The sequence below is a fragment of the uncultured Porphyromonas sp. genome (genome assembly GCF_900541275.1).
Classification (GTDB): domain Bacteria; phylum Bacteroidota; class Bacteroidia; order Bacteroidales; family Porphyromonadaceae; genus Porphyromonas_A.
The window spans coordinates 28462-47346 of the sequence record NZ_UQJH01000002.1; the positions used below are offsets into that span (position 1 = coordinate 28462).

Annotated in this window: 17 protein-coding genes; 11 read left to right on the plus strand and 6 right to left on the minus strand. The window is 57.3% G+C overall.

Features of this window, described 5'->3' with window-relative positions; all coding sequences use genetic code 11:
* Nucleotides 1–251 precede the first annotated feature (251 nt).
* From QZR17_RS02390 to pyrB, 4 genes are read right to left on the minus strand one after another with little or no spacing between them, the layout of a single operon-like run.
* Nucleotides 252–1508 carry a TPM domain-containing protein gene (locus QZR17_RS02390; protein WP_297127200.1) on the minus strand — a complete coding sequence of 419 codons (1257 nt, stop codon included), beginning with the start codon at nt 1506–1508 and terminating at the stop codon, nt 252–254.
* A gap of 2 nt (nt 1509–1510) precedes the next feature.
* Nucleotides 1511–2113, minus strand: a complete 603-nt coding sequence (locus QZR17_RS02395) for a LemA family protein (RefSeq protein ID WP_296164709.1) — start codon at nt 2111–2113, stop codon at nt 1511–1513.
* A gap of 35 nt (nt 2114–2148) precedes the next feature.
* The gene (pyrI, locus tag QZR17_RS02400; RefSeq protein WP_297127204.1) at nt 2149–2619 is read right to left on the minus strand and encodes an aspartate carbamoyltransferase regulatory subunit; all 471 of its coding nucleotides are present in this window, start codon (nt 2617–2619) and stop codon (nt 2149–2151) included.
* A 16-nt stretch (nt 2620–2635) separates the two neighbouring features.
* A complete protein-coding gene (pyrB, locus tag QZR17_RS02405) occupies nt 2636–3556 on the minus strand; it encodes an aspartate carbamoyltransferase (protein ID WP_297127209.1) in 921 nt (306 codons plus the stop codon).
* A gap of 697 nt (nt 3557–4253) precedes the next feature.
* On the opposite strand from pyrB, the gene QZR17_RS02410 reads away from it, so the two are divergent.
* The 8 genes from QZR17_RS02410 to QZR17_RS02445 all read left to right on the plus strand — a co-directional run bounded on the left by QZR17_RS02410 (nt 4254) and on the right by QZR17_RS02445 (nt 12976).
* Nucleotides 4254–5087, plus strand: coding sequence for a sulfide/dihydroorotate dehydrogenase-like FAD/NAD-binding protein (locus QZR17_RS02410; protein ID WP_297127212.1), 834 nt, complete (start codon nt 4254–4256; stop codon nt 5085–5087).
* Nucleotides 5084–6568 (plus strand): NADPH-dependent glutamate synthase, encoded by a 1485-nt coding sequence (gltA, locus tag QZR17_RS02415; protein WP_297127214.1) that lies wholly within the window; start codon nt 5084–5086, stop codon nt 6566–6568. Before QZR17_RS02410 ends, gltA begins: the two co-directional genes overlap by 4 nt.
* A gap of 49 nt (nt 6569–6617) precedes the next feature.
* Nucleotides 6618–7715, plus strand: coding sequence for a TlpA disulfide reductase family protein (locus QZR17_RS02420; RefSeq protein ID WP_297127217.1), 1098 nt, complete (start codon nt 6618–6620; stop codon nt 7713–7715).
* 57 nt (nt 7716–7772) lie between these two features.
* A complete protein-coding gene (locus QZR17_RS02425) occupies nt 7773–8891 on the plus strand; it encodes a TlpA disulfide reductase family protein (RefSeq protein WP_297127220.1) in 1119 nt (372 codons plus the stop codon).
* A 105-nt stretch (nt 8892–8996) separates the two neighbouring features.
* On the plus strand, nt 8997–10103 hold the full coding sequence (locus QZR17_RS02430; protein ID WP_297127223.1) for a TlpA disulfide reductase family protein: 1107 nt from the start codon (nt 8997–8999) through the stop codon (nt 10101–10103).
* Nucleotides 10104–10105: 2 nt separating this feature from the next.
* Nucleotides 10106–10300, plus strand: a complete 195-nt coding sequence (locus QZR17_RS02435) for a hypothetical protein (protein ID WP_297127226.1) — start codon at nt 10106–10108, stop codon at nt 10298–10300.
* A 9-nt stretch (nt 10301–10309) separates the two neighbouring features.
* A complete protein-coding gene (locus QZR17_RS02440; protein WP_297127229.1) occupies nt 10310–11779 on the plus strand; it encodes a bifunctional UDP-sugar hydrolase/5'-nucleotidase in 1470 nt (489 codons plus the stop codon).
* 135 nt (nt 11780–11914) lie between these two features.
* On the plus strand, nt 11915–12976 hold the full coding sequence (locus QZR17_RS02445) for an NAD(P)-dependent alcohol dehydrogenase (protein ID WP_296164004.1): 1062 nt from the start codon (nt 11915–11917) through the stop codon (nt 12974–12976).
* Between the two features lie 92 nt (nt 12977–13068).
* Here the strand turns inward: QZR17_RS02445 and QZR17_RS02450 are convergent, their stop codons facing one another.
* Together QZR17_RS02450 and QZR17_RS02455 are read right to left on the minus strand one after the other, a co-directional pair.
* Complete coding sequence (locus QZR17_RS02450; protein WP_296164002.1) at nt 13069–13950, minus strand: fructose bisphosphate aldolase; 882 nt, start codon at nt 13948–13950, stop codon at nt 13069–13071.
* Between the two features lie 156 nt (nt 13951–14106).
* On the minus strand, nt 14107–15285 hold the full coding sequence (locus QZR17_RS02455) for a glycosyltransferase (protein ID WP_297127233.1): 1179 nt from the start codon (nt 15283–15285) through the stop codon (nt 14107–14109).
* A gap of 327 nt (nt 15286–15612) precedes the next feature.
* Here QZR17_RS02455 and QZR17_RS02460 point away from each other — a divergent pair, with 327 nt between their 5' ends.
* From QZR17_RS02460 to pepT, 3 genes are read left to right on the plus strand one after another with little or no spacing between them, the layout of a single operon-like run.
* Complete coding sequence (locus QZR17_RS02460; protein ID WP_297127236.1) at nt 15613–16227, plus strand: hypothetical protein; 615 nt, start codon at nt 15613–15615, stop codon at nt 16225–16227.
* Nucleotides 16228–16245: 18 nt separating this feature from the next.
* Complete coding sequence (glmM, locus tag QZR17_RS02465) at nt 16246–17649, plus strand: phosphoglucosamine mutase (RefSeq protein ID WP_297127239.1); 1404 nt, start codon at nt 16246–16248, stop codon at nt 17647–17649.
* Nucleotides 17636–18865: a peptidase T gene (gene pepT / locus QZR17_RS02470; RefSeq protein ID WP_297127242.1), complete on the plus strand. Its 1230-nt coding sequence runs from the start codon at nt 17636–17638 to the stop codon at nt 18863–18865. Before glmM ends, pepT begins: the two co-directional genes overlap by 14 nt.
* Nucleotides 18866–18885: the final 20 nt, after the last annotated feature.

The following is an 18885-nucleotide window of genomic DNA, read 5'->3' on the forward strand; positions in this document are numbered from 1 at the left end:
GTTAATTGTATTTCTATGAGGTGTACTCGATGTTAAGATTGCGTGACCAATAGAACAGACGAAAGACCTGATCAAGTGAGTTGACCAGATCTTTCGCTCCATACAGCACAATGATATATGACCGTATTAGCCGTACAAGGAGAGTTTCATTCGGCGGCTTTACCCATGAGTAAAAACACCGCATCCGACATCTCGCACAATGAGCCTTAGGTCATTACACGAGATGTCGGATGCAGTAGTAGAGATAGGGGTCAGAAGTCGGCTGTAGAGCCACCGCCACCGGAGGCGCCACCACCAAAACCACCGCCAAAGCTACCTCCTCCGCCGAAGCCACCGCTACCGAAGCCCCCACCCCAGATCACCGGTCCGAAGCCACTACCCCGACGGCGGATACGCTCTGCCCGATCGGTATGACCGCAGTGCTCACACTTACCGACCGTCACCTGCCTGCCATAAGCATTGACAGAGACAGAAGCGTGGTAAGCCTTCACGCCACAGGATGGACAGCGATAGTACTCCCGAGAGTCTCTGTCGAGGCTCATCACCTGCGACCTGTGACACTGATCACAGACCAGCACCGGATGGGCGACACTCCGAAGTTTCTCCTCAAGAGCCTCTCCGGCATTGAGATAGGAGAGGTTATTGGGATACCTCAGTCTGGTGATGGTACCGTGAGAGCCACAGTAGGGACAGTCCTTGAGGCGGCGCTGCCACTTCGACTTCAGCCAAAGGTATACAGGGAGGAATATCAGGAGAAATCCCGGCAGGAAACCTATCGCCATCGGAAGTACCTCCGACCCTCTTCGCCTGATGATAGAGTACTTCTCCGCCGGAGTCCCTCCCAGACGGACCCGCCCGAAGAGCCCCAGCAGAGCCAGCACCGCCACCACTGAAGAGAGGATCCCATAGCCGGCGAAGATCGTCAGCAGATCCTCGTCGCTCATCTCATCGTCGGTGTAGTCGACGTTCCCATCATTGGACGGGTCATAGCCCTCGCTGAGATAGGTATCTATCTGACCGATCCCTGCGAGGAAGGCATCCTTGGACCTTCCCTCCTTGATCCCCGGGATGAGGATCCGCTGAGAGATGCCGTAGGTGGCGGCGTCGGGTAGCGCCCCCTCGAGACCATACCCGGTCTCGAAGCGGATCAGCCGTCGCCTCTGGGTCACATAGAGGATCAGCAGACCATTATCATCCTCGGCCTTACCAAGTCCCCATAGCTGGAAGAGCTCCTCCGTAAAGGTCTCCGGGTCATCATTCTCAATCGCCGGCAGCACCACCAGCACCACCTCCACAGTGTGTCGCTCTCTCAGGTCGTAGAGAGCTCGGTCAATCTCCGACCGCTCATCCGGCGTGAAGTACCCCTCCGGGTCGCTGACGAAGCATCGGTAGTCCTGCTTCTGGACATTAGGTACATCCTCAGGGCGATAGTCCCGCTCCTCAGCTCTTGCCACCCCGGAGAGGAGCAGCAGGAGCAGGGTAAGGGGAAGGAGAAAGAACCGCTTCACGGTCAGAACTTCACCTCAGGGGCACGATCCGCACCGGCGACGGACTCGAAGTAAGGCTTAGCCTTGAAGCCCAAGATAGAGCCAAAGATGTTATTGGGGAACTTGCGGACAAAGGTATTATACTCCTGTGTCACCTCGTTGAAGCGCTTCCGCTCCGTGGAGATGCGGTTCTCTGTTCCCTCGAGCTGTACCTGGAGAGCCTTGAAGTTCTCATTCGCCTTTAGATCCGGGTAGCGCTCCGAGACGGCGAGGAGTCGACCGAGAGCCTGAGAGAGCTCACCCTGAGCCTGCTGATAGGCAGCAAGGTCCTCGGGGGTCATCTTCGTCGGGTCGACAGTCATCTGGGTCGCCTTGGCACGTGCCTCCACGACACCCTCCAGCGTCTCCCGCTCATGGGTGGCGTAGCCCTTTACCGTATTGACAAGATTGGGGATCAGGTCAGCACGGCGCTGATACTGATTCTCCACCTGGCTCCACGCCTGGCGCACGCCCTCCTCTTGTTGCACCGCTTTATTATTAAAGCTAATGCCGGCGACGACCGCCCAGAGGACAAGCAGGATGAGGACGACAATGGCTATCAGGCTACCTTTATTACTCTTACTCATGATTACTCTATTGATAGGGTTTATACTCAGTCTTATTACTCATCGCAAAGGACGATCTCGCCGCGATGCACCTTGCGGGTGCAGTACTCGCACTGCATGATCTCCTGCTCCCGATTGAGGAGTCGGAAGGCGCTCTTCATCGGTTCGTTATTGGTGATACACTTGGGATTGGGGCACCGGACGAGACCGCGAATGTCATCCGGCAGGGTGACGTACTTCTTCTCCACCACCTCGTACTCACGAATCACATTGATCACAATCTCTGACGAGACGAGAGCGAGGCGATTAAGCTCCTCCTCGGTGAAGAACTTATCCTCCACCTTGATGATCCCCTTCTGTCCGATCCGCTTGCTGCGGAGGTTCTGCCCGATGGTGATAGGCACATCGAGGCTGTCAAGGTGGAGGAGACGGACCACCTTGAAGAGGTGCTCCACAGGGATATGGTCGATGACCGACCCATTCTTGATCGCATTGACCCGCAGCTGACCTTTCTCTACTTTAGTCATAGTACTCGTGCATTGGTTACTCGGTGACAGGAATATTGAGAGCCCTACAGATCAGAGCCTCACGGACATAGAGACCATTTTGCGCCTGAGTGAAGTAGTAGGCGTACTTCGTCCTATCCACATCCATGGCGATCTCATTGACCCTGGGGAGGGGGTGAAGGACACGCATCGTCTCCTTGGCCGGCCGTAGCATTTCGGCGCGGAGGATAAAGGAGTCCTTCACTGCCTCGTAGTCCTCATCGTCCGTAAAGCGCTCCCGCTGGATCCGCGTCATATAGAGGATGTCAGTCTGGGCGATGATCTCAGGCGTCAACTCGTGCGAGTACTCGGTCGGGATATGGTGCTCATCGCAGTAGTCCCTATATTCCGCCGGCAGGGCCAGCATATCAGGAGAGACGAAGATGAAGTGGGGGTGGAAGTAATTCATCCCCTCGATCAGTGAGTGGACCGTGCGCCCAAACCGCAGATCCCCCACCATCGTGATCGTGAGGTCCTCCAGCCCGCCCTGCGTCCTGCGTATCGAGTAGAGGTCGAGCATCGTCTGCGAGGGGTGCTGATTGGCCCCGTCGCCGGCATTGATGATCGGGATCTCAGTCACCTCGCTGGCATACTTGGCCGCCCCCTCGAGGAAGTGGCGCATGATGATCAGGTCGGCGTAGTTGGAGACCATCTTGATGGTGTCGTGCAGGCTCTCGCCCTTTGACGTGCTGCTGGCACGCGCATCGGAGAAGCCGATCACCCGACCGCGAAGGCGATTGACAGCGGTCTCGAAGCTGAGACGCGTCCTGGTGGAAGGCTCAAAAAAAAGCGTCGCCGCCACGCGACCCTGCAGAAAGTCACGATTGGGCTGACGCTCGAAGCACTCCGCCATATCAAGGATCCGAAGAATCTCCTCCTCTGAGAGTTGATTGATCGAATAGAGACTGTTTTGATTCATAGTCGCGTATTCATGAATGTGCTTATCTGACACAAATATACCACTATTCGAAACCTTTGCAAATGCTTATCCGCCCGCAGAGGCACCCCCTCACCGAGGATCCGTCCACCCCAAAAAGGCAAGCAAGAGTGACGGCAGGGGTGACGCACAGTGGTACAGAAGCCACTCGACTCATTGTGAAGAGTGGGGAGCGAAGCGCCCCTTGCGGGTGCACGCTTCATAGCTGTGAAGCTCAAATTCATCACCCCTACCCAAGTAGCCCACTCCTCAGGGAAATCTCTAATACCGATATTAGTGAAGCCTAATACCGATATTAGACTTCACTAATATCGGTATTAGATAGAGCTCCTATCCATCGGGCATTAGACACCTCTCCCTTATGAACACCACAGTAAGGGCAATCTCTTTTTCCTCCCCCTCCCGGCCTCCATCAAAATGCGAGCTAGCCTAATTATGCTCGGCAAACAGTATCCTTGGCAAACATGGTTTTTCTTGGGATTAAATTTATGTGCAGAGGTGACGGCACCGGTAAAAGAATTTACCAAACAATTAGCTACATTTGTCGCATAGAGGTGACGGAAACTCCGGGGCTTGACAGTCAGGGGTCGTGCGTCGCTCTCGCGATGAGGTCTCCCGAGTGTGCCGACAGCAGTCGAGATCCCATCTCTGTGAATGTAGTATCATTAATGTGCCGATTATGTATAAGATAGTCAAGAAGGAGCAGATCTCCGAGCGTGTGGTCGCGCTGACCATTGAGGCGCCACTGATAGCGCGGTCGAGCAGACCGGGCAACTTCATCATCTTCCGCGTCGGGGAGATGGGTGAGCGGATCCCCGTGACCTGCGCCAATACCTGGCCTGACGAGGGTCTCATCGAGGTGATCATACAGGCGGCCGGCGTCTCGACCTGGAAGATCACTCACCTCAACGTAGGTGATGAGATCACTGACATCGTAGGTCCCCTCGGCAAGCCGACGGAGATCAAGAAGTACGGCACCGTCGTCTGCATTGGTGGCGGAGTGGGTATCGCGGAGCTCTTCCCCAGCATCAAGGGGATGAAGGAGGCGGGAAATAAGGTGATCGCCATCCTCGGTGCCCGCACAAAGGACCTCATCTTTATGGACGATATGATCGGTGAGGTGGCTGACGAGACGATCGTCATGACTGATGACGGGACGATGGGACAGAAGGGGGTGGTCACCCTCGGACTGGAGCAGGTGATCGAGCGCGAGCCGGTCGACCTGGTGATCTGTGTGGGTCCGGCCATCATGATGAAGTTTGTTGCCCTCACGACGGAGAAGCACAAGATCCCAACCCTAGCGTCCCTCAACTCGATCATGGTCGACGGCACCGGTATGTGTGGTGCCTGCCGCGTCACCGTGGGTGGGGAGACAAAGTTTGTCTGCGTGGATGGGCCGGAGTTTGACGCCCACCAAGTGGACTTTGACGAACTGATGATGCGCCTGAGGGCCTTCAAGCCCATCGAGGAGCAGAAAAATAGAGAGGCAAACTTAGACTTTAGCAGGAGATGAACGTAGACTACGAACTGGTAAAAGAGCGGCGCAAGGCCGCCTGGCGTGCTGATCTGCGCAATCAGCTGAAGACCAAGGAGCGGATGGCTATCCCGCGTGCCGTCATGCCGACACAGGAGGGGAAGACTCGCGCTCACAACAATGAGGAGGTAGCTCTCGGGATCTCTAGCGAGACCGCAATGGTGGAGGCAAGGCGCTGCATCGACTGCGCTAAGCCCACCTGTATGGAGGGTTGCCCCGTGGCGATCAATATCCCCACCTTCATCAAGAATATCGAGAGGGGAGACTTCAAGGAAGCGATCGACGTAATCCACGAGACCAGCTCCCTCCCCGGTGTCTGCGGTCGTGTCTGCCCTCAGGAGAGACAGTGCGAGGCGAGATGCATCCACACCAAGAGCGGTGACCCCGCGGTGGCGATCGGCTTCCTGGAGCGCTTTGTCGCCGACTGGGAGCGGGAGCAGATCACAGCCGGCAAGATCCCTGCGACGCAGATCTGTGCCGACAAGAAGGGGATCAAGGTGGCTGTCGTCGGCTCAGGTCCTGCCGGACTCGCCTGTGCCAGTGACCTCGCCAAGATGGGCTACACGGTGACCGTCTTCGAGGCTCTCCACGAGCTGGGAGGCGTGCTGAGATACGGGATCCCAGAGTTTCGGCTCCCCAATGAGATCGTAGACTTCGAGATTGATAAGCTGAAGAAGATGGGAATCGACTTCCACACCAACGTGATCGTCGGCAAGACCCTCTCTTACGAGGATCTGGTGGAGCAGGGCTTCAAGGCGATCTTCGTCGGTAGCGGTGCCGGTCTGCCTCGCTTTATGGGTATCCCGGGAGAGAATTTCATCGGCATCATGTCGAGCAACGAGTACCTGACGCGCGTCAATCTCATGCACGCCAACACCCCCGGGGCAGATACACCGATCTACCACAGCAAGCGCGTAGCCGTCATCGGTGGCGGCAATACCGCCATGGATGCCGTCCGCACAGCCTTACGCCTCGGAGCAGAGCATGCGATGATCGTCTATCGCCGGAGCGAGGAGGAGATGCCTGCCCGCCGGGAGGAGATCGAGCACGCCAAGGAGGAGGGCGTGGACTTTATGAACCTCTACAACCCCATCGAGTATCTTGCCGATGAGAGCGGTCACGTCACCACGATGAGACTCCAGCATATGCGTCTCGGTGAGCCTGACGAGGGTGGCCGTCGCCGTCCCGTACCGATCGAGGGGGATATCATCGAGGTGGAGGTGGACGAGGTGATCGTCAGCATCGGCGTCCAGCCCAATCCCATCATCCCGACCCACTTCGAGGGACTCAAGATCAGCAGCCATGGGACCATCGAGGTGGATGAGGAGAGGCATCAGAGTCAGCTCAGCGACGTCTTTGCCGGTGGGGACATCGTACGCGGTGGAGCCACCGTGATCCTTGCCATGGGCGATGGACGCACCGCAGCTGCCGGCATGAATACCTACCTGATGGACCTGTAAGAGGATGAGCCTCGACAGCCTGATGACATCACATTTACAATAAAGACAAATGAAAAAGAGATCACTCCTAATTCTCTCACTCACGCTCACCGCTATGAGCTTCAGCGCCTGCTCGCAGGACAAGACCTCGACACTCCGTGGCACCGACCTACCCTCATCGATGGAGGGGCAGTACGTCTACCTCTACGATGGGCAGGACAAGGTGGACTCCGTGACAGTCAAGGACGGCTCCTTTGAGCTCAAGATGGCCAAGGATACTCCCGTCAAGCTCTTCACCATCCTGATGGGAAGTAAGGGTATGCCCTTCTTCTCCGAGCCGGGGACCTCTACCTTAGTCGTGGACAGCACCAGCTTTGCCTACGACCCCTCATCTACAGAGCTTAATAAGAAGGTCACCACACTCTACAACCGCTTCGACGCCCTCTACGGCGACTTTATGGCCGCCAACCATCAACTGATGCAGGAGGTGCAGGCAAATGGCGGGACCATCACCGAGGAGCTCTCCGCCAAGGGGACGAAGCTCTCGGAGGACTTCAATGCCAAGGTCGGTGTACTCTCAAGGGAGTATTTTGACCAAAATAAGGACAATCCTCTCGGTCTCCTGGCCCTCTCCATCTACCCAATGACCGACCCCAAGGGCTTCGTGGAGATGTACGAGTCGGCAGGCGAGGCGATCACGTCGAATGCCGACATGCAGAAGCTCTACTCGATGCAGAAGGGCGAGCTGAAGACCGCTGCCGGTAGTCCCTACACCGATGTGACGATGACGGACGAGACCGGCAAGAGCGTGAAGCTGAGCGACTATATGGAGGAGGGCAAGTACCTCTTAGTCGACGTGTGGGCCTCATGGTGCGGTCCCTGCCGTGCTGCGATGCCTCACCTGGCGGAGATCGCCAAGGACCACGCCGGCACCATCACCGTGCTGAGCGTCGGCGGGCTCAACGAGACGCCCGAGGCGAATGCGAAGGCAAAGGAGGAGCTTGGGATGACCTGGAGTACCTTCTTCGACAGCAAGTCCTCGCTGGCTGATGCCTACGGAGTGAAGAGCATCCCTACCCTTATACTGATCAGCCCCGAGGGTAATATCGTGCTGAAGACCAATAGGCCCGACGAGATCTCGAGCAAGATCAAGGAACTGGACCTCTGAGGTCTGGTCCCCTATTACCGACATTTTTATCACACTTATACACATTGTACCAATAGCATGAATAAACTAAAGCACACGGTCGCACTGATCGCCGGGCTCGTACTTGTAGCCGGATGCCAGAGCAGTCCAAAGTTCTCCCTCAAGGGGAGCAACCTCCCCGAGGAGATGGAGGGCAAGTACCTCTACCTCATACAGGACGAGGACAACAAGGACTCCGTACTGGTAAGCAATGGCTCCTTTGCCTTCACCTCCGACAGCACCGACGTGACGAAGATCTGGTACGTCGTCTCCAAGGACGCTCAGATCCAGACCCCGATCATCCGCGAGGCAGGAGACTTCACCCTCACTCGAGGCGAGGATGGCAAGTATACCATCACCGCAGCTGACGAAGCCAAGTCGCTCAACGCAGTATACAGGGACTTCTCTAAGGAGATGGACGAGACGCTGGCTCCGATCACTCAGGCCTACAGAGCCAAGGATCAGGAGCTCTCCAAGGAGGATATCGGTGCCGAGGCTGCCGACAAGCTGCAGGCAGAGATCCAGGAGCTCGAGAAGGAGTATACCGATGCCAATAATAAGCTCGCCCGTAAGTACTACGAATCCAATAAGGACAACGTGATCGGTGCCGTAGCTTTCTCTCAGCTCCAGTTTGACAGTGATGAGGACTTCATCTCCGCTTACGAGGGCGCCTCAAACGTGGTGAAGGAGGATAAGAATCTCAAGAACCAGTACGACTCTATGAAGCTCGCCCTCGAGACCTCTGAGGGCAAGCCCTACAAGGGTGACTTCGTCATCGATGATGGTGAGGGTACGACAGTGAAGCTCTCCGACTATATGGAGGCGGGCAAGTATCTGCTGGTGGACTTCTGGGCCTCCTGGTGCGGACCGTGCCGCCAGGCCATGCCACACCTCGCCGGCATCGTGAAGGATCACAGCAAGACCATCACCGTGCTGAGCGTCGGTGTGTGGGAGAAGAGCAAGGAGAATAACGACTCCGCTCGCAAGGAGCTGGGCATCACCTGGAATACCGCCTTCGACAAGGAGAGCCAGTCCGTCAAGGAGTACGGCATCCTCGGCATCCCGACCCTCCTGCTCGTCAATCCTGAGGGGACGATCGTCTATCGTGGCCACAGCCCGCAAGATCTGGACGCTAAGATCAAGGAGCTCGGTCTCTAAGCCGGACCTTTTCTCCTAAGAAAAATAGTACATTTGAGGGATCGCTTCTCAGCAGGAGAGGCGGTCCCTCTTTTTTGTATCACGCATAAGGATATTCTCAAAGTCATGAAGAAATACCTCACATCACTCGCTCTTGTGGCGCTACTCTGCGGTTGTCAGAGCCATACCGAGACCTGCACCATCAAGGGTAGCGAGCTACCGGCCGAGCTGGAGGGCGCCATGGTCTACCTCGTCACCGACCCCATTGGCACCGACTCAGCCCGCATCAGCAACAATAGTTTCACTCTCAATAGCAGCACCCCCTCCGACACTCTGCTGGGGATGATCTCGATCCCTCAGGGCGATATTGAGCTGCCCTTCATACCGGAGAGTGGCGACTTTACCCTCACTCAGACCCCGAGCGGCGCTATCACGATCACGTCAGAGGATCCCGCGAGCCTAAATGGAGCGCTCACCTCCTTTACCAAAGAGGTAGAGGAGCAGACGGCCGCTCTCGCATCCAAGCAGGAGTCGCTCGAGCAGCAGCTCAAGGAGACGAGTGACCCTAAGGCGTCTCACGAGATCCAGGCGCAGATCGATCAAGCACGTGTGGAGCGCGCCGGAGTGCGGAGTGCGATCGCCGCCAAGTACTACGAGAGCCACCATGATGACCTCGTAGGGGCGCTGATGTTCCGTGAGCTGGACTATGCCGATGAGGCGGAGTATGTGTCTCTCTATGAGGGAGCATCAGACCTTGTGCAGAGAGACGCTAAGAATACAGAGCGGTACAGCAAGGCAAAGAGCGCACTGGAGACCTCCGTCGGCAAGCCCTACAAGGGAGACTTTGAGATCCCCGATGGGGAGGGGAAGAGCGTCAAGCTCAGCGACTATATGGATGGCAAGAGGTACCTGCTACTGGACTTCTGGGCCTCCTGGTGCGTCTATTGCCGACAGGCTATGCCGGAGCTGAGGCAGCTCTCCGAGGAGCACAGCAAGACCCTCCGCGTGCTAAGCATCGGCGTGCGAGAGAAGTCAAAGGCTGACAACGACCGCGCCAAGGAGAGCCTCGGGCTCAGCTGGGAGACGATATTCGACAAGGACAATGTCTCCTACGATACTTATGGCGTCCTCGGCATCCCGACACTGATCCTGATCAGCCCTGAGGGCGAGATCGTCTTCCGCGGCTACCAGCCGGCAAAGCTTCAGGAGAAAATCACCGAGCTAGGTCTGTAATCATGAGAGTAGTAGTCAATGGACAACCGGTCACCCTCTTTGCAGGAGCTGTCGTAGCCGATGCGATCCGGGCTTGGGCAACCGAGGCGGGCGAAAAGACATCCGGATGGATCGCGAGGGACGAGAATGGACTAGAGGTGGCACCAGATGGACCACTGGAGGAGGGAATGAGACTGACCGTAACCCAACAAAGCTGAGTACAAGCAATGAAACACATCAATACACTCACCGTGATCACCGGTGCCCTGCTCACCCTGCTCCTCGCAGGCTGCGGTGTCTCGTCGCATCACAAGTCAGGCAACCACATCCGCATCCTCTCGGTGAATGATATGCACGCAGGGATGGAGCGCATGCCCCGCTTCGCCTTCATCGTCGACAGTCTCCGGAGGGAGTACCCCGAGCTGCTGATACTCTCGGGCGGAGACAACCAGACCGGCAATCCCTTCAACGACCAGTACGACCCCAAGGGGTGGCCGATGATAGAGATGATGAATGCGATCGGCTTCGATGCCTCCGTGGTGGGCAATCACGAGTTTGACACCGGGCGGGAGGGTTTCGCCTACTTAGTGAGCCACGCCACCTTCCCCTTCCTCTGTGCCAATATGGAGCCGACGGCCGACTTGCCGATACACCCGAGGATGACGCTGAGGACGAAGAACGGCTACACCGTGGGCATCATCTCGCTCCTCTTCATCAACGAGCTGGGCATCCCCGACTCTCATCCCGACAAGGTACGCCCCTTTACCTTCCACGAGCCGATGGAGAGCTACGAGCGCTACCTCGGGATGCGGGACAGCGTCGATGTACTTCTCTTCCTCAATCACTATGGTGTCCTGCACGACCAAGCTCTCGCCAAGGCACTGCCGTCCGGTGTGGTGGACCTGATCGTCGGCGGACACTCGCACACCAAGATCGACAGGGAGCTGTATGAGAATGGTATCCTAATCACTCAGGCCGGCTCCAAGCTCCACTACTGCACCCTGACGGACCTCACCCTCGGACCGGATCGGAGAGTCATCGCCCGAAGCTCCAGGCTCATCCCGATAGAGGAGGGTGGCAAGGAGCAGCCTGCGATGAGGGCACTCGTCGACAAGATCTTCGCCAATCCTGAGATGCACAAGACACTCGCCACTACGGAGGAGGGTCTGCTGAGCAAGGAGGAGCTGGGCTACCTGATGACCGACGCATTCCGCGAGGTGACGGGAGCTGACTTTGCCCTCACCAATCCCGGAGGCATCCGCATCGACTCCATCGCTCCCGGTCCGATCTCGATGCTGGATGTCTACACCCTGGATCCCTTCTCCAATCAGATGATGACCGTCGAGCTCACTCCCGCAGAGCTACACCGGCTCTTTGAGAGCGGCTTTGACCAGCTCGATGACCGGCAACCGATCGTCCCCTCCGGGCTGCACGTCACCTACGCCCTCAGGGCCGACGGGACCCTCGAGGGGGTCACGATCCTGGACGACAACGATCAGCCCCTCGACCCTGACCGCACCTACAAGGTGGCACTCAGCAGCTATGCCGCATCGGTATACTCCTATGGGGACAAGTCGAGGGTCAAGGACGAGCACCTGACCTCCGAGGAGGCGATCATCGCCTACCTCAGCCGCCATCGGATCGCCCCGGACTACTCCGAGGAGCACCGGATCACCATCTTCACGGTGGAGGAGTGAGGGGAAGTGTTAATTGCAGAAGCAATTCTGTAATTCGCCCGATAATCGATACATCGAACTTTCTTTTTCGCTACATTTACCTCATCAAATAAGTCAAACCATTTATTTCCTAACTTTTACAATCTATCTATCATCATGAAAGGATACGCAATGCTCCGGATCGGGGAAGCAGGCTGGATCGAGAAGCCGGTCCCCGAGTGTGGTCCCATGGACGCCATCTGTAAGCCGCTCGCTGTAGCAATCTGCACCAGCGACGTACACACCCTCTGGGAGGGCGCCATAGGCGATCGTCACAATATGATCCTCGGTCACGAGTGCAGTGCCGAGGTGGTCAAGGTAGGCGAGCTGGTCAAGGACTTCAAGCCCGGCGACCGGGTCATCGTGCCGGCCATCACTCCCGACTGGAACTCTCTCGAGGCTCAGGCCGGCTACTCTATGCACAGCGGTGGGATGCTGGCAGGATGGAAGTTCTCCAACTTCAAGGATGGTGTCTTCGGCGAGTACTTCCACGTCAATGACGCGGACGGCAACCTGGCACACCTCCCCGAGGACTTTGACCCCGTCGAGGCGACCCAGCTCAGCGACATGGTGCCGACAGGTTTTCATGCTGTGGAGCTGGCGGATGTGCAATTTGGCGACGTGGTGCTGGTGATCGGTATCGGTCCTGTGGGTCTGATGTCCGTTGCCGGCTGCGCCCTTCGCGGAGCCTCCCGGATCATCGCTGTCGGCACCCGACCCGTCTGCGTCGAGGCAGCCAAGGGCTACGGTGCGACCGACTTCATCAGCTACAAGGATGGCTCCATCTCCGAGCAGGTACTTGCCATGACGGACGGTAAGGGAGTGGACAAGATCTGTATGGCCGGCGGCACGGTGGACACCTTCTCTGAGGCAGTCAAGGCGCTCAAGCCCGGTGGCAAGATCGGTAACGTCAATTACCTCGGCAAGGGTGACACCATCGGGATCCCGCGCGTCGAGTGGGGCGTCGGTATGGGTCACAAGCAGATCAATGGCGGTCTGATGCCCGGCGGTCGTCTCCGTATGGAGAAGCTTGCCCGCCTCGTCTCCTTCGGTCGTCTCGACCTGAAGCCGCTCTGCACCCACGTCTTCGAGGGCTGGGATAAGCTCCCCGAGGCACTGCAGCTTATGCGCGATAAGCCTGCAGACCTGATCAAGCCGATCGTTGTGGTCAATAAATAACCTACCCGATAGTATATTTATAGCAAGAGAAGGTCTCCACCCGGACTATCCGGATGGAGACCTTCTCTTTTTATAGGTCTTAGACCTACAGCTTACTTGATAGAGGCCTCGTAGATGCCATCGATAGAGGCACCGATGGTCTTATTGAACTCCTCATCGCTCTGCTGTGCAGAGAGTCCCTCAGCGAGACCGCGAGAGAAGGAAGCGATGATGCCGTGATTCTTAGCCAGCAGCTCATTGGCGTGCTCGCGGCTGTAGCCACCGGAGAGGGCTACGACACGGACGATATTCTTGTGCTCGATGATCTCCTTGTAGAAGTTGTCTACCGTCGGGAGAGTGATCTTGAGCATCACGGGCTGATCCATCTTGTCGAGCTGAGCGAGGATCTCTCGCTTGAGGATCTCCTCAGCCTTAGCCTTATCGGGGCAGTGGATGTCCACCTCAGGCTCGAGGATCGGCATCAGGCCGTGAGAGAGGATCTTCTTACCCCACTCAAACTGCTGTGCCACAATAGCCTTGATACCCTCCTCATTGGCCTGCTTGATGACGCTGCGCTCCTTGGTACCAAAGATATGGTGCTTCACAGCATCCTCGCAGAGGTCATCGAGACCGGGGAAGTCCTTCATCAGCTGTACGCCGTCCTTCTCCTCGCAGAGACCCTTGTCGACCTTGAGGAAAGGTACGATGTGGAGGTTCTCCCAGAGGTAGTCGGGCGTCTTCTTGCCATCGATCTCACCGCGCATGGTGCGCTCGAAGAGGATCACACCGATGATCTTGTGCTCAGCAAAGCCGGGGCTCTTGATCATACGGGTGCGCATCTCGTGGATGAGCTCAAACATCTCCGTCTCATTGCTCCAGGCATCCTCGGTCAGACCGTAGGACTTCAGGGCCTTGGGCGTAGAGCCACCACTCTGGTCAAGGGCACCAATGAAGCCCTTGCCGTTTTTCATCTGTTCTAGCTGTTCCTTGTTCATCTCTTTTTTACCTTAATATAAATTGATTGGAGCTGTAATAATGTCTTGTCACTGCAGGGACTGATCCCTTTCTATCCTCAAAGATACAAATTTTCTCCGACCTATGCAGCGCGAGTTACTGAAATCTTTTTGGATAATAGCACTTTTAACCTCTCTTCATAGTCTAAATCGCCCCCGACTCTCGTGGTGCGCGATCAGCTGATCGTACCGATCGACCACCTCCCCGACCACATCCTCCCAGGTGCGGGAGATCGTGTGGGGGATCCGATCCGCCACACGCTGCCGTCCCTCCACATCACGGATCGTCTCGATGATCTTTTCCGCATAGACGCGCGGATCATTTTGCCTGGCGATAAAGGCGTTGACCCCATCCTGGAAGGGCGCAGCACAGGTGGTCCCCTCCAGCAGCAGGCTCGGTGTGTGCATCAGCGCTGCCTCGCGGATCACATTGCCATAGGTGTCATAGAGAGAGGGGAAAAGGAAGAGATCCGCCGCCGCATAGTACGAGAAGAGCTCGGTCCTATCCTTGATCGTGCCGGGGAATATCGCCTTATCCTGCAGGCCTAAGCTCTTCGCCTTCTCAATAAACTTCCCACGCGCCGCACCACTGCCGAGGGAGTAGAAGAGGAACTTCCGATCACCCAGCAACGCAAGACTATCGAGGATCATCCCGATATTCTTGATCCGGATCTGCTGACCGACAAAGAGAAAGAGTGGCGTCTCATCATCCAGCCCCAGCTCACGCCGCTTCCGCTCACGGAGTACGGACCAGTCCTCGCTGACCGTCTCCACGCCATTGGGCACCACAGCGATCTGCCCCCGCTTCTCCCTAAACCCATACTCATGCATCGTCTCGAGGATCGACTCATCGGTGATCCACACCTGATCGGCATGGCGGTAAAACTCCATGATCCAGTCCTGCGCCAGATGAGAGAGGAAGCGGCTCTTGGTCGCGCCATAGAAGTCGTCCCGGTACTTGGAGCGAAACGAGGCGATGAAAGGAATGCCCCGCGTACGAGCGATCACCCGACCCATCCGCCCAGTGGTGAAGGGGGCGTGACAGTGGATGAGATCAAAGGGCAGGTGATACACCTCGCGAGACGCACTGGTGGGGATGAAGGGCAGCCCCACCGAGTAGGGAGGGCGAGGAGGCACAGGCACTGAGGGGATGCGAGTGATGGGGAAGGGCTCGGGCAACTCAGGCTCGCCCTTAGAGTACGGGACCACGACGTGCACGTCTCGCCCCATCTTATACATCTGGATCGCATTATTGTAGACAACGGTACCCACCCCATCTACCGCCGGCTGGAAGCTGTCATTGAAAAGTCCGTACATATCTCGCTCAGTCGTGTGTGATCGTTAGTATTATTGCACAAATATACCTATTACTTTCGCTCCTCAGCAACGCTCACCCGGCACTGTGCAGCACAAGCCACCCTCAGTGATGCCGCTCCCCGTGTCTTCATTCAGCAGGAGCCACAACGGCCTGCTTGCCCATACGACACCGGCGCCCAAGACCACAATACGATAGCGAAGGAGGAAAAGAGGAGCGACTTAAGCCGATATTTTGCTACATTTGTATGGCATAGTGGTGGGGGTCGCCATTGACCCTGCCACTACCATTTTGGCGTTACACTCTTAGACACTTTTATATCCCCCAATATGAGACATCTACTCAGACCCACTCATCTGACGATCCTGATCCTGCTCTCCAGTCTGCTGTTAGTCAGCGGGTGCGACAAGAAACGCTTGTCCTACGTCGATATGATCAAGCAAGAGGAGGCGGAGGTGAAGCACTTCACCGACTCCCTCGGCATCCGGACCATCAAGGATCTCCCTGCTGACCTGATCACTCCCGAGGGGACATTTGTCAAGATCAAGGAGGGACTCCTCATTCGCGTGGTGGAGAAGGGGACTCCCGTGACCGGCAGCCAGCGGGTCATCTCTACCCGTATGGAGATTGAGGGCATCGGACCTCGCATCTCCAAGGAGTCGATCAAGCGGATGAGCAATGGCGGTCCCTACAGCGGCGGCACCGGAGCCCTCACCTTCGTCTACACGCCGAAGGGCGAGGATGTGGTCCTTGACCCCAATCAAGACGCACAGGAGAGTGCCAATAACAACCTCCAGTGCGAGGCTCTCCTCGAGGCGGTCCGTCTCGCCGGCGTACCCTCTCGAGTGCAGGTCATCACCTCCTTCCGCCACGGGCCGATAGCTTTCTCCAAGGACGGCTTCGCCCTCTACTTCAAGGATGTCCGCTTTGAGTACAAGAAATAACCGAAAATCGATCATATCATGAGCCTTATCAAGTCCATCTCCGGGATCCGAGGCACCATCGGAGGAAGCGCCTCCGAGGGTCTCAATCCGATCAACATTGTCAACTTCACCGCAGCCTTTGCCACCCAGGCACGGAAAAACTCTCCCATACAGTCCAATAAGATCGTCGTCGGTCGCGATGCCCGTATGTCCGGAGACATGATCCAGCGGATCGTGATCGGCACGCTACAGGCTGTCGGCTTTGATGTGGTGAATATCGGTCTCGCCACCACCCCGACGACAGAGTTTGCCGTCACCGAGGAGGGCGCCGATGCCGGCATCATCATCACGGCGAGCCACAACCCTAAGCACTGGAATGCCCTGAAGCTCCTCAATCACGAGGGCACTTTCCTCACCGATGCTGAGGGACGGGAGGTCTACAGGATGGCTGATGCGGAGGACTTCACCTTCGCCGAGGTGGATCACTTGGGACATGTGGAGCACAAGGACTACACCGATGCCCACGTGCAGATGGTGCTGAGCCTCCCCGAGGTGGACGCTGCTGCGATCCGCGAGGCAGGGCTCACCGTCTGCGCCGACACGATCAACTCCGTCGGCGGCATCGCACTGCCCCGCCTCTTCGACGCACTCGGTGTCAAGAGTGCCTACCTGCTCCATGGCGAGCCTACCGGGGACTTTGCTCATAACCCTGAGCCTCTGCCACAAAATCTTATCGAGCTGGGGCAATTGGTCAAGGAGAAAAAGGCCGATGTCGGCTTCTCCGTCGACCCCGATGTGGATCGCTTGGCGATCTTCTGCGAGGACGGTACCCCCTTCGGTGAGGAGTACACCCTCGTCAGCATCGCCGACTACCTGCTGAGCATCTATCCGGGTAGCGACACCGTCTCCAATCTCAGCTCCACCCGCGCCCTCCGTGATGTCACCATCTCTCATGGAGGCACCTACACGCCGGCCGCTGTTGGCGAGGTGAATGTGGTGACAAAGATGAAAGAGGTGGGCGCACTCATCGGTGGCGAGGGCAATGGCGGAGTGATCTACCCCAAGGCTCACTACGGCCGGGACGCACTCGTCGGCATCGCCCTCTTCCTCACCATGATGGCAAAGCGCTTCCTCAAGCCGACCCAGATCAAGGCGCTCCTACCGCAGTATGCCATGGTGAAGAAGCGTCAGGACCTCACCGGTCTCGACGTGGACAGGATCTTTGACGATATCAAGAGGGCGTATAAGGATCAGTCGATTACCACCATCGACGGAGTGAAGATAGACTTTGCCGACCGCTGGGTCCATCTCCGCAAGAGCAATACCGAGCCGATCATGCGGATCTATGCCGAGGCGCACACAGAGGCCGAGGCTGATGCGATAGCCGAGGAGATCATCTCACACTTTGCTCCCCACGAGACCAATCTCGATGCGTATAAGTAAGGAGAGCATCGTCAAGCGATTTCTACGCTACGTCTCTCTCGAGACCACGTCTGACCCCTCGAGCGAGGAGACTCCCTCCTCGGATAAGGAGTGGGATCTGGCGCACCTCCTCTGCTTCGAGCTGCGCAGCATGGGTCTCGCAGCATCCGTAGACGATCACTGCTACGTCACGGCGACCATCCCTGCCGTAGGGATGACAAGCCAGCCGGTGATCGGTCTGATCGCCCACATGGACACCTCTCCGGACGCCTCCGGACGGGACGTCAAGCCAAGGATAGTCCATTACGATGGCGGAGAGATCCCACTCAATGAGTCGGGCTCTATCACTCTCACTCCTCAGAAATTCCCCGAGCTGGCACGGTACGTGGGCCAAGAGCTGATCGTCACCGATGGCACCACGCTCCTCGGGGCGGACGACAAGGCCGGTGTCGCAGCCATTATGGAGCTGGCGCACTACCTGACATCTCACCCCGAGATTGCTCACGGAGAGATCCGGATCGGCTTTACACCCGATGAGGAGATCGGCAGAGGAGCTTCACTCTTTGATGTGGAGGGGTTCGCTGCCGACTTTGCCTATACGGTAGATGGCGGAGCTCTCGGAGAGCTGCAGTACGAGAATTTTAACGCCGCCTCAGCCACCATCCACTGCCACGGGCTCAATGTCCACCCCGGCGATGCCAAGGGCAAAATGATCAACGCCATGCGCCTCGCTATGGACTTCGACAGCGCCCTACCCGACCAGCGCCCCTCCACGACCGAGGGGAGAGAGGGCTTTTACCACCTCACTGCGATGAGTGGCACCGTAGAGGAGGCAGAGCTGGAGTACATCCTCAGGGACTTCGATAGCGAAGCACTCGAGGAGCGCAAGGACACGCTACTCCGCACTGCGGCAGCGATCAACTCCCGCTATGGCGAGGAGCGCATCGCCGTCACCGTCCACGACCAGTATCGCAATATGCTGGAGTGCCTGCTCTACCGGATGGAGATCGTCGATCACGCCGCCGAGGCGATGAAGCGGCTCGGCATCGAGCCGATCACCTCGCCCATCAGAGGCGGCACCGATGGGGCCACACTCAGCCACAGGGGACTACCCTGCCCCAACCTCTTTGCCGGAGGGCTCAACTTCCACGGCATCTATGAGTACCTACCAATCCCCTCGCTCGTGATGGCTGCCGAGACCCTTCTCGAGATCGTCACGACAGAGGTGAGATCATAGTAAGCAACCTTTTTATACAA

Coding starts and splice junctions, on each gene's coding strand:
- QZR17_RS02395 (WP_296164709.1), bottom strand. CDS start 2,113: ATGAGTAAGAGTAATAAAGGTAGCCTGATAGCCATTGTCGTCCTCATC.
- pyrI (WP_297127204.1), bottom strand. CDS start 2,619: ATGACTAAAGTAGAGAAAGGTCAGCTGCGGGTCAATGCGATCAAGAAT.
- pyrB (WP_297127209.1), bottom strand. CDS start 3,556: ATGAATCAAAACAGTCTCTATTCGATCAATCAACTCTCAGAGGAGGAG.
- QZR17_RS02410 (WP_297127212.1), top strand. CDS start 4,254: ATGTATAAGATAGTCAAGAAGGAGCAGATCTCCGAGCGTGTGGTCGCG.
- gltA (WP_297127214.1), top strand. CDS start 5,084: ATGAACGTAGACTACGAACTGGTAAAAGAGCGGCGCAAGGCCGCCTGG.
- QZR17_RS02420 (WP_297127217.1), top strand. CDS start 6,618: ATGAAAAAGAGATCACTCCTAATTCTCTCACTCACGCTCACCGCTATG.
- QZR17_RS02425 (WP_297127220.1), top strand. CDS start 7,773: ATGAATAAACTAAAGCACACGGTCGCACTGATCGCCGGGCTCGTACTT.
- QZR17_RS02430 (WP_297127223.1), top strand. CDS start 8,997: ATGAAGAAATACCTCACATCACTCGCTCTTGTGGCGCTACTCTGCGGT.
- QZR17_RS02435 (WP_297127226.1), top strand. CDS start 10,106: ATGAGAGTAGTAGTCAATGGACAACCGGTCACCCTCTTTGCAGGAGCT.
- QZR17_RS02440 (WP_297127229.1), top strand. CDS start 10,310: ATGAAACACATCAATACACTCACCGTGATCACCGGTGCCCTGCTCACC.
- QZR17_RS02445 (WP_296164004.1), top strand. CDS start 11,915: ATGAAAGGATACGCAATGCTCCGGATCGGGGAAGCAGGCTGGATCGAG.
- QZR17_RS02450 (WP_296164002.1), bottom strand. CDS start 13,950: ATGAACAAGGAACAGCTAGAACAGATGAAAAACGGCAAGGGCTTCATT.
- QZR17_RS02455 (WP_297127233.1), bottom strand. CDS start 15,285: ATGTACGGACTTTTCAATGACAGCTTCCAGCCGGCGGTAGATGGGGTG.
- QZR17_RS02460 (WP_297127236.1), top strand. CDS start 15,613: ATGAGACATCTACTCAGACCCACTCATCTGACGATCCTGATCCTGCTC.
- glmM (WP_297127239.1), top strand. CDS start 16,246: ATGAGCCTTATCAAGTCCATCTCCGGGATCCGAGGCACCATCGGAGGA.
- pepT (WP_297127242.1), top strand. CDS start 17,636: ATGCGTATAAGTAAGGAGAGCATCGTCAAGCGATTTCTACGCTACGTC.